This window comes from Salmonella sp. 741265050_HSA (assembly GCF_046569445.1).
GTDB classification, from domain to species: Bacteria; Pseudomonadota; Gammaproteobacteria; order Enterobacterales; family Enterobacteriaceae; genus Salmonella; species Salmonella enterica.
Map to the genome: position 1 here is coordinate 129,491 of NZ_JBKFSV010000011.1, position 10,659 is coordinate 140,149.

The following is a 10,659-nucleotide window of genomic DNA, read 5'->3' on the forward strand; positions in this document are numbered from 1 at the left end:
GCTCCTGATTATTTGGCTAAAGAACGGTAGTGCTTGATCAACTCGATAAAGTGGTCGAACAGCGGCGCCGCATCGTGCGGGCCGGGGCTGGCCTCCGGGTGGCCCTGGAAGCTGAACGCCGGTTTATCGGTACGGTGAATGCCCTGCAGGGTGCCGTCGAACAGCGACTTGTGGGTCACGCGCAGGTTGGCTGGCAGCGAGTCTTCATCCACCGCAAAGCCGTGGTTCTGCGCGGTGATCATCACCACGTTTCTGTCCATATCTTTTACCGGATGGTTGCCGCCGTGATGGCCGAACTTCATCTTAACGGTCTTCGCACCGCTCGCCAGCGCCAGCAGCTGATGGCCGAGGCAGATGCCAAATAGCGGAATGTCGGTCTGGAGGAATTTCTTAATCGCCTCGATGGCGTAGTCGCACGGCGCCGGGTCGCCAGGGCCGTTCGACAGGAAGATGCCGTCCGGGTTCATTTTCAGCACCTCTTCAGCAGAGGTCTGCGCTGGCACCACCGTCAGGCGGCAGCCGCGATCCACCAGCATACGCAGGATGTTGCGCTTGGCGCCAAAATCGTAGGCCACCACGTGGAACGGCAGGTCATCCTCAGACTTCGCTTCCGGTAAACCGTCTTTCAGCGTCCAGCTACCCTGCGTCCAGCGGTAAGTTTCCGCCGTGGTCACTTCTTTCGCCAGATCCATACCGTTCAATCCAGGAAATGCTTTCGCTTTTTCCAGCGCCAGCTTCGCATCCGGGCTATCGCCTGCAATGATGCAGCCGTTCTGTGCGCCTTTCTCACGCAGCAGTCGGGTCAGCTTGCGGGTATCGATATCAGCAATCGCCACAATGTTATGCCGTTTGAGGTAAGAAGAGAGGTCTTCGGTGTTACGGAAGTTGCTGGCAATCAACGGCAGATCGCGAATCACTAAACCTTGCGCATGAACCTGAGAGGATTCTTCATCGGCTTCATTGGTGCCGACATTACCAATATGGGGATAAGTAAGAGTGACGATTTGGCGGGAATAGGAAGGATCAGTGAGGATTTCTTGATAACCGGTCATTGAAGTATTGAAAACGACTTCCCCAACCGCCGAACCCGTTGCCCCAATGGCCCGACCGTGAAACTGGGTTCCGTCTTCCAGAACCAATAGCGCTGACTTAATCAAAACACCCTCCAGAGAATATTCACTCACTTTATTTGCATATTAATTCATTCAGTCAGTATGAAGCAATGCAAATTTGCTTACCCGTGGATTTCTGGCAAACGGCGGCATTCTGAAGTTAAGCCGGATAAAAGTCAACTTAAAGAGGGTATTTTTTATGTTATTTTGCACATTATAAGGAAGTTATTCTGTTTAAGAGGCAAAAAGATCAACTAAGTGACGATAGAAAACGCTTGCGCTTCCTTGAGTTCGCAAAAAAGTGGCTGGCATGATAAAAAGTGGACCAAATGGTCAAATTTCACATTAAAACAACAAAAAATAACGATAAAAATTCATTTAATAACCATTAATGTTATTAAATGAATAAAAATTCGAAATTAATCAACTTAACAACAAAAATACTTTAAAAATCAAATCATTAAAAAAATAAAAAACAAATCAAACATATCAAAAAACCAACAAAAACAGCAAATTAAGATAATGTGATGAGAATTAAAATCGCTATATAAAGGTTTAACCTCTTTTTCTTTAAGACTAGCGCATACGACTGGACCACAACCAGCCTCACTACAGCATAAAAAAGCTAACCTATTGAAGCAAAAGAGATAAAATGCCCCCCGTGGAACAGCACTCCCCCCGATGGATATCAGTCTTATCAGTCTGGTCGAGGTGCATTTTGCATACGGTAAGCCACTGCGGCTGAATATGAGTGACGTCAGTTCAGGCAGTAATTTTTTCCCGTTGAACGTAATGACCCGTACCGATGCGCCTGAAGGGCCAATTAACCGCATTTATCGTAATGGCAATTACGTCACGCAAATGGATGCCGTTGGCCCGGATGTCTTTAAACTGACTATTCTTAACGCGAAAACAACGTCAGAACATGTCGTGGGCGAAGAAACTGTCGAAACATGAATGGTGAAAGGCGTTATTTATCTGGCCGAATAACCGGGGGGCAAAAAAACAAAAGGGCAATAATATATTGCCCTTTGTAATCAATTAATCTTGATTACCACAACCACATCACGAAGGTATTTAGTCGCTATAATACATCCAGCCCCAGCACATCCCGCATGTCAAATAGCCCATTTTTCTTCGTTTTTAGCCATAACGCCGCTCGCAACGCGCCATTTGCAAACGTCATGCGGCTGGAAGCTTTATGCGTAATCTCTACGCGCTCGCCAATATCGGCAAACATCGCGGTATGTTCGCCGACGATGTCGCCCGCCCGAACGGTTGCAAAGCCAATCGTTCCCGGTACGCGCTCGCCGGTATAACCTTCACGCGAGTAGACCGCGCAGTCCTTCAGATCTTTATCCAGCGCCCCGGCGATTGCCTCGCCCATTGCCAGCGCCGTACCCGACGGTGCATCCACTTTATGGCGGTGGTGCGCTTCAATAATTTCAATATCGCTATAGTCGCCCATTACCTTCGCGGCTTTCTCCAGCAGCTTGAGCATGACGTTAACGCCGACGCTAAAGTTTGCAGCGAAAACGATCGCAATCTCTTGCGACGCCTCGCGAATGGCCTGTTTACCGGCGTCGTCAAAGCCGGTAGTACCAATCACCATCCCTTTACCATGCTGGCGGCAAAACGCCAGATGCGTCAACGTGCCTTCCGGACGGGTAAAATCGATGAAAACGTCAAAATCATCTTTTACCGCCTCAAGGCTGCTTTGAACGGTCACGCCGGACTTTCCCGCCCCTGCCAGTTCGCCAGCATCGCTGCCCAGCAAGGAAGAGCCTTCGCGCTCCAGCGCGGCACCCAGCTGAACACCTTCCATCGCCATGGCGGCCTGGATTAACTGCCGCCCCATGCGGCCACCGGCGCCGGCAATGGCGACGCGGATTTGTGCTTCATGCATAGCTATTCTCTTTTGTAAAAATTGCGTAAACCGTTTTCAGAGTAACCAGCGCGCCCGGAGGCCGCCATCTAAAATCGCCGATAATTAGAAATTAATGATAAACAGGGAGCGATATCAGTAAAAGACATGATTCATCCCGCAGGATGAATCATTGCTGGAGAGAATGAAAGAAGAGAAACTTACTCAGGATAGAGGGAACCGGCAGGAAAATGACTTAAAAACCAGGTCACTGCCAGTAAATCCGCGCTACCGCCAGGGCTTAAGTTACGCAGGATGAGTTCATCATCGAGGGACTGCATCGCTTCAATGCCCCCCTCAGCCAATACGCCTCCTTGCCACAACAATTTTTGTGCCTGCTGCTGCACGTAGTAAAGCCCTTCCAGGCCTCCCCGTGACACCAGATTGGTATCATCATTCCACGCCATCAGATGCAACAATGTTTGCAGCAGGGCAAGATGGGTATCGTCATGCTCCTGCACGACCCGGTTAAACACCGGCAAAGCCTGCGTTCTGACGGTTCGAAAACCGCTTTCCGCTTCTCCCCGCGCGCCCGACAGGCCATAGCACTGGAAATGGGTTTCACTCTTTGTCAGTTTTCCCGCTTTTTTTGCTGAGAGCTCGTGGGCAACAATATTCCGACTCAGGCGGGCAACCTGGTCGCAGATACGATTTTGCTCCAACGGTTCTCCCCGCGCGAGAAGTCGGCCAATCGCTGCGCTCAGCAGGCCAAAAGCGAAAATCGCCCCGCGATGGGTATTCACACCATTGGTCGCCTGTAGCATATCGTTCTCACAGGCCATCCCCAGCGGACGCAGCATCACCAGGACATTTTCTGCCGCCAGCGCCGCCGTGTTGTTGCCCATGATAAAAAACTTTTCCATCCACGGAGCAATGGCGGTAGTGCTACGTTCAAATGCCGCCAGATCCATATCCCTATGCGCTCCCGAATTACGAATATCGACCAGACCGGGTTTTGGTGTCAGCCTGGCTTCCGTCAGCAGCGCTCTTGCAACCAACCCATTAAGTTCGCCAGCCGCCAGCGATGAGTACGCTGGCGTACGCCGTTCAGTCACAACGCTCACGTTCATAGCATTCAATCCTTCGTGCAATTTCATCCAACAAAAGGTCAAGGGTGTGATGCTTGCCCCGGGCACAGAGATGAGCATCCTGCTGGCATATCAAACATGGCCGGGCAGGATGCCCGAGTTCACGGCGTGATAGCGACTTACCGTCGCTATCAATAATGTCGATGTCCCAAAGCCGCCCTAACGGATGGCTCATCTCTAGTGTCGACATGTGCTGTTTCAACGCCATTGCCGGCGCACAGACCGCTGCCATCCATTCCGGGCCGCTGCGTTCATTTACCTGCATTTCCCAGACGTTGACCCACTCCTTCTGTTCGCAAAGCGCCAGTATTTCGGCAATTGCATAATCGGCGACACGCCGCCAGACCGCTGAGTTTTTAACGGCGCCCGGTGCAACCAGCGTGAGGGAAATCAACGGTAGCCGATAGCAGTTCAACGCCTGACGCTGCCTGGCGGCACGTTTATCGCGCGCTTGTAGCATCTCCTCCAGCGTAACTGCCTGGCCCTGGTACAGCAGGTCTGTGCCCTTCATCAGCCTTTAACCTGGCGAATCACGTCAATCACTGAACCGTCGCGATAACGCACCACAGCCACCACCCGATCGGTAAACTCAATCGGCTGCGGTTTACCGGTCAGTTGCTCAGCGCGCTGTTGCAGTTGTTCGATGGTCATCAGCGCCACACCCGCAGCACGCAGGTTATCAAGCAGATCCTGACGCGCAGGGTTCACCGCAATACCATGGTCGGTAACCAGCACATCAACACTTGCCCCAGGCGTGACGGTAGTCAGCACTTTTTCCACCACGCATGGGATTCGGCCACGGACCAGCGGTGCGGTAATAATGGTGAGATCGGCCCCTGCTGCCGTATCGCTATGGCCGCCCGATGCGCCACGCAGTACGCCGTTTGAACCGGTCATCACGTTAACGTTGAAATTCACGTCAATTTCCAGTGCGCTCAGCATCACCACATTCAGGCGTTCGCATGCCGCGCCTTTAGAGGCGGGGTTCGCGTATTGATTGGTTGAGATTTCAATATGATGTGGATTCTGCGCCAGCGAACGGGCTGCATCGCCATCGAATGATTGCGTATCCAGCAGCGCTTTGATCAACCCTTTCTCATGCAGATCCACCATGGTGCCGGTGATCCCACCCAGGCCAAAACTCGCCGTAATGTTGTGGCGACGCATTTTGTCTTCCAGGAAACGGGTGACCGCCAGAGATGCGCCACCGGTGCCGGTTTGCAGCGAGAAACCATCACAAAAATAACCTGAGTGTTCGATTACATTGGCCGCCTGTCGGGCGATCAACAGTTCACGCGGGTTGCTGGACAGACGAATCGCGCCCGCAGTGATTTTTTCCGGATCCCCTACCTCATCCACCTGCACGATCAAATCAACCTGATCCTGCGCGATACTGGCCGGATAATTGGGGAACTCGACCCACTCTTCAGTCAGGAGCACCACACATTTAGCGTACTGCGCATCAACCTGCGCATACCCCAAAGAGCCGCAGCGTGACTTGCCGCTAAAACCGTTCGCATTACCAAATTCGTCGCAGCACGGCACGCCGAGGAAAGCGACATCAATATTCAGCTCACCGCTCTGAATCAGTTTTACGCGGCCGCCGTGAGAGTGGATCTGTACCGGGTTTTCCATCAGGCCAGCGGAGATCTCTTCCCCTAACTTGCCGCGCAGCCCGGAGGTGTAGATCTGCCGCACCACGCCATTTTTAATGTGTTCGATAAGCGGCCAGTGGGCATCAATTAATGAGCTGGAGGCAAGCGTCAGATCGCGGAATCCCATTTCCGCCAGCTTCGCCATCACCATATTGACAACTTTGTCGCCACCACGAAACGCATGGTGGAAGGATATCGTCATGCCATTTTTAAGCCCGGAACGACGGATAGCCTCTTCAAGCGAGTCACAAATTTTACGCCGACGCTTTTCCGTTTCACAGGCAAGCCACGGGCTGTTCGCTGTTACCCCCTGGTAGGGCTGTAATCCTTCCGGTACGACATATTGCTGGTTGAGCATGGTTACAGTCTCTTTCATGGTTCCTTCCTTAATCACGAATACCGGAAGCCGACAGCGCCACCACTTTGCGCGCGTGGTCGATAATCGGGCCGTCAATCATTTTGCCGTTGAGTGAAACGACGCCCAGACCGCGAGACTCAGCCTCTTCAGCGGCGGCAATCACCTCATACGCATGCTCAACTTCTTTACGTGTCGGAGAATAAGCCTGATGTAACAGCTCAATCTGACGTGGGTTCACTAAGGACTTACCGTTAAAACCAAGCCCTTTCGCCAACTGCACTTCCTTCAGGAAGCCTTCTTCATTATTGATATCCGACCAAACGACATCATAGGCGGCAATACCCGCAACGCGCGCCGCATGCAGCACTGCGCAGCGGGCGTAGAACAGCTCGGTGCCATCGCCCCGGCAGGTGCCCATATCCATCACGTAATCAAATGCCGCCAGCGCAATTGCCACCATGCGCGGGCTGGAGGTGGCGATGTCGAGGGCATTGACCACGCCTTTCGCTGATTCGATCGCCGCCATCAGCCTGGTACTGCCGACCTCACGTCCACATTCACGTTCGATCCGTTCGACCTGCGCTTCCAGCTCCAGCACATCGTTTTTGCTGTCGGTTTTCGGCAGACGCACAATATCCGCGCCACCACGCACGACGGCCTCAAGATCGGCCAGACCAAACGGCGTGTTCAGTGGATTAATGCGCACCACTTTTTCAACATCCTGATAGAACGGATGTTGAAGCGCGTGATGAACCAAAAGACGGGCGGTATCTTTCTCACGTAACGCTACGGCGTCTTCTAAGTCGAACATCACCGCGTCCGCACCATAGACAAACGAGGTGCTCAACATGGCCGCATTTGCGCCGGGGATAAACAACATACTGCGACGAGGTCTCATAACGCACTCCATTGAATTTCCGTTTGTTCTGCAGCGCGTAACGCCGCCGCCTGCACTCGGGCGCGTAAAATACACTCCAGTGCGCCTTTGTCATCGACGCTAACCAGCGCGCGTTCAACGCCCAGCTTCGCCAGCGTTTCCCGAACCACCTGCTCAATCGCCGCGCCAAACTGCTGCTTCACCAGACTCTCTAGCTCCAGCCGAATTCCTGGCTCGCTGGATGGACCTATCCTGATCATCACATCGCTGGATTCCAGCGTGCCTGCCAGGGCATCTTTAATGATTTTCATTAGTTATGTTCCTTGTTAACGGTGTTACGTCATATGGTTTCAGTGTGTCTGGCGGCATGCCGCTGCAGATATGCCAGGGTACCAGCAGGCACCAGCGCACTTAGCGCCGGCCAATTACGTTCGGTATACAGTTTTCTGACGCGAGAGGCGGAAATAGCCGTGCCGTTTTTCTCCACCCGCGCCAGCTCGACGACCTCAATAACCGGGCCGCTGCGCTTCGGATCGTGTAAAATGTCGTGCATTCGCTGGTTATAGGCACAGGTCAGAGGACAAAACGGTTCACTGCCGACAAAACGATGGGTAATCCCCAGCGCTGGAGCCAGATGTTCACGGAAGAGTTGCAGATCGATCTGGCAATGGCAGTCGTCCACAACCCCTTTTTCTTTGAGGAAATAGCCGGGAAACGTCGCACGCGAGATCATATAAGCGGAGCCGGAATGCAGCGTGACATTGTCAATACCCGCGATTCCTTGTTCGATCAGCGCCCAACGGTCGGTATAGGAAAAAAATGAAGCATCTTCTTTGACCACAAACAGATGCAACCAGTCACAGGCCGCAGCCGCTTGCTCCACCAGATAACGGTGGCCCAATGTAAACGGATTGGCGTTCATGACGATGGCGCCGATCGTTTTTCCCGGTTGACGATAAAGCGCCAGTTGGCGACAAAAGCGCGCTAACCGTTCACTGCTGTTCTCCATTAACACCGCCAGCTGACCTGCCTGCGCAATGGGCCAAAACCCCGCGCCAGAAAACAGCAACCGATTTTGCGGCTTAGTGAACAGGAAAAGCTCGCTGCGGTTTAACTCGTAGGCCAATGTAAGCAACTCAGTCAGCAGTTTGAGGCTGAGCCCTTCCCCTTGTAAAACCGGGGAAACGGCGATGCATTTCAGTACGTTCCCGGCCAGAGAACCGCACCCGACTATCTCACCCCGCCAATATGCGCATACCGCGATTTCACAATCGTCTTCCAGGGCGAGTCCCTCGCCCTCCAGAAACATGGCGACCGACTCGCGACGCAATACATCCTTTTGCAAATAAATGCGTTTAAATATCAGATTCACTCTATTCAGCATCCGTCAGCAAATAACGCCGCATATTTCGCCAGTGTTTATATTATTCGTCTGGAATAGACATCACACTTTCCCCGCTGCCTTTATGACCTTTATAGTTTTTATTTCCTTAATTAATCAGAGTTAATAAAAACAATTAAATTAATTAAAAACACAACCATTCAGTGAAGATAGTCACATCTCACGGTTCATTGAATTTATTAGTATGCGCAGGTCTTGTTACCCATCAATACACAGGAAAATGTTTATGACCAACATGACCCAGGCTTCGGCTACGGAGAGAAAGGGGGCTAGCGATTTACTCAGATTCAAAATCTTTGGTATGCCGCTACCGCTTTATGCTTTTGCATTAATTACTTTATTACTTTCTCATTTTTATAATGCTATACCTACTGACTTAGTCGGTGGTTTTGCCCTTATGTTTGTGATGGGGGCCATTTTTGGTGAAATCGGCAAACGTTTACCGATCTTCAATAAATATATTGGCGGCGCACCGGTTATGATATTTCTGGTTGCAGCTTATTTTGTCTATGCTGGCATATTTACGCAGAAAGAAATTGATGCGATCAGCAACGTAATGGATAAAAGCAACTTCCTTAACCTGTTTATCGCGGTGTTGATCACAGGCGCTATCCTGTCGGTAAACCGTAAGCTGCTATTAAAATCACTGCTGGGCTATATCCCAACCATCCTCGCCGGGATTGTCGGCGCGTCCCTTTTCGGTATCGTCATTGGTCTGTGCTTCGGTATCCCGGTCGACCGTATCATGATGCTGTACGTTCTGCCGATTATGGGCGGTGGTAACGGCGCGGGCGCCGTGCCTCTGTCTGAAATTTATCACTCGGTTACCGGACGTTCTCGCGAAGAGTACTACTCAACGGCTATCGCCATTCTGACCATTGCGAATATCTTCGCCATTATTTTCGCCGCCCTCCTCGATATGATAGGCAAAAAATACACCTGGCTTAGCGGTGAAGGTGAGTTGGTTCGTAAGGCTTCCTTCAAAACCGAAGATGATGAAAAGGCCGGTCAGATTACCCATCGTGAAACGGCGGTTGGCATGGTGTTATCCACCACTTGCTTCCTGCTGGCCTATGTTGTTGCCAAGAAAATTCTGCCAAGCATCGGCGGCGTCTCTATTCACTACTTCGCCTGGATGGTTCTGATTGTTGCTGCGCTGAACGCATCAGGTCTTTGCTCACCGGAAATTAAAGCCGGGGCGAAACGTCTTTCTGACTTCTTCTCCAAACAACTGCTGTGGGTGCTGATGGTAGGTGTAGGTGTTTGCTACACCGATCTGCAAGAGATCATCGATGCCCTGACGTTCGCGAACGTCGTTATCGCCGCGATCATCGTGGTCGGCGCAGTCGTTGGCGCAGCTATCGGGGGCTGGTTGATTGGCTTCTACCCGATTGAATCATCCATTACTGCGGGTCTTTGTATGGCCAACCGCGGCGGCTCCGGCGATCTGGAAGTGCTCTCCGCCTGTAACCGTATGAATCTCATTTCATATGCACAAATTTCCTCTCGTCTGGGCGGCGGTATTGTGCTGGTTATCGCCAGCATCGTGTTCAGCATGATGGTGTAAAAAAACGCACGGCGGTGTCTTTGCCGCAAATGACCTGGAGAAAAGTAGAGGCCAAAGCCAGAGGTGGCCAAGGGAAATCCACTCTACTCCTTAGCCGGATTCACCAGGAAGGTTGTCGTCAAGGCCACCGTCGTGCCTCTCATTATGGAAAATGATTCATGAATGAAGCTGTACTACTGGGTGAAGGTTTCACCCTGATGTTTTTAGGGATGGGGTTCGTACTGAGCTTTCTGTTCCTGCTCATCTTTGCCATTCGCGGCATGTCTGCCGTGATTACTCGCTTCTTCCCGGAACCCGTCGCCGCGCCCGCACCGCGCGCCGTTCCCGTCGTGGACGACTTCACCCGCTTAAAGCCGGTGATTGCCGCCGCCATTCACCATCACCGCCTTAACGCTTAATTCCCGGAGGGATCCATGACTATTGCCATTACCGATGTCGTCCTGCGTGACGCCCACCAGTCCCTGTTCGCCACCCGCCTGCGTCTTGACGATATGCTGCCGATTGCCGCTCAGCTCGACGACGTGGGCTACGGCTCCCTCGAATGCTGGGGCGGCGCCACCTTTGACGCCTGTATCCGCTTTCTCGGCGAAGACCCTTGGCTGCGCCTGCGCGAACTCAAAAAAGCCATGCCCAAAACCCCGCTGCAGATGCTGCTGCGCGGCCAGAACCTGCTCGG

The 10,659-nt window shown here is 52.2% G+C and carries 11 protein-coding genes and 1 pseudogene; 4 read left to right on the plus strand and 8 right to left on the minus strand.

Going from position 1 to position 10,659, the window contains the following annotated elements; translation table 11 throughout:
- Positions 1 to 8 precede the first annotated feature (8 nt).
- A complete protein-coding gene (gene carA / locus ACLD4F_RS17045) occupies positions 9 to 1,157 on the minus strand; it encodes a glutamine-hydrolyzing carbamoyl-phosphate synthase small subunit (RefSeq protein ID WP_076725981.1) in 1,149 nt (382 codons plus the stop codon).
- A 636-nt stretch (positions 1,158 to 1,793) separates the two neighbouring features.
- Between carA and ACLD4F_RS17050 the strand changes: the two genes are divergently transcribed.
- The gene (locus ACLD4F_RS17050; RefSeq protein ID WP_217500362.1) at positions 1,794 to 2,069 is read left to right on the plus strand and encodes a hypothetical protein; all 276 of its coding nucleotides are present in this window, start codon (positions 1,794 to 1,796) and stop codon (positions 2,067 to 2,069) included.
- 127 nt (positions 2,070 to 2,196) lie between these two features.
- On the opposite strand, the gene dapB is transcribed toward ACLD4F_RS17050, so the two are convergent.
- From dapB to citC, 7 genes are all read right to left on the minus strand, one after another.
- Positions 2,197 to 3,018, minus strand: coding sequence for a 4-hydroxy-tetrahydrodipicolinate reductase (gene dapB / locus ACLD4F_RS17055; RefSeq protein WP_079944735.1), 822 nt, complete (start codon positions 3,016 to 3,018; stop codon positions 2,197 to 2,199).
- A gap of 179 nt (positions 3,019 to 3,197) precedes the next feature.
- Positions 3,198 to 4,106, minus strand: a complete 909-nt coding sequence (citG, locus tag ACLD4F_RS17060) for a triphosphoribosyl-dephospho-CoA synthase CitG (RefSeq protein WP_076725979.1) — start codon at positions 4,104 to 4,106, stop codon at positions 3,198 to 3,200.
- A complete protein-coding gene (citX, locus tag ACLD4F_RS17065) occupies positions 4,084 to 4,635 on the minus strand; it encodes a citrate lyase holo-[acyl-carrier protein] synthase (protein ID WP_000679050.1) in 552 nt (183 codons plus the stop codon). The genes citG and citX overlap by 23 nt, the downstream gene beginning before the upstream one ends.
- Entirely contained in the window at positions 4,635 to 6,155 is a 1,521-nt protein-coding gene (citF, locus tag ACLD4F_RS17070; protein WP_023137177.1) for a citrate lyase subunit alpha, read from the minus strand. Before citF ends, citX begins: the two co-directional genes overlap by 1 nt.
- Before the next feature lie 10 nt (positions 6,156 to 6,165).
- Positions 6,166 to 7,035, minus strand: coding sequence for a citrate (pro-3S)-lyase subunit beta (gene citE / locus ACLD4F_RS17075; protein ID WP_079981964.1), 870 nt, complete (start codon positions 7,033 to 7,035; stop codon positions 6,166 to 6,168).
- The gene (gene citD, locus ACLD4F_RS17080) at positions 7,032 to 7,325 is read right to left on the minus strand and encodes a citrate lyase acyl carrier protein (protein ID WP_000691461.1); all 294 of its coding nucleotides are present in this window, start codon (positions 7,323 to 7,325) and stop codon (positions 7,032 to 7,034) included. The genes citE and citD overlap by 4 nt, the downstream gene beginning before the upstream one ends.
- Before the next feature lie 29 nt (positions 7,326 to 7,354).
- Positions 7,355 to 8,398 (minus strand): [citrate (pro-3S)-lyase] ligase, encoded by a 1,044-nt coding sequence (gene citC, locus ACLD4F_RS17085; RefSeq protein WP_076725975.1) that lies wholly within the window; start codon positions 8,396 to 8,398, stop codon positions 7,355 to 7,357.
- A 244-nt stretch (positions 8,399 to 8,642) separates the two neighbouring features.
- Here citC and citS point away from each other — a divergent pair, with 244 nt between their 5' ends.
- The 3 genes and pseudogenes from citS to ACLD4F_RS17100 all read left to right on the plus strand — a co-directional run.
- Entirely contained in the window at positions 8,643 to 9,983 is a 1,341-nt protein-coding gene (gene citS, locus ACLD4F_RS17090) for a citrate/sodium symporter CitS (protein ID WP_024797394.1), read from the plus strand.
- Positions 9,984 to 10,141: 158 nt separating this feature from the next.
- Entirely contained in the window at positions 10,142 to 10,381 is a 240-nt protein-coding gene (locus ACLD4F_RS17095; protein ID WP_001001155.1) for an oxaloacetate decarboxylase subunit gamma, read from the plus strand.
- 15 nt (positions 10,382 to 10,396) lie between these two features.
- Positions 10,397 to 10,659, plus strand: a pseudogene (locus ACLD4F_RS17100) (oxaloacetate decarboxylase); the annotation flags it as partial.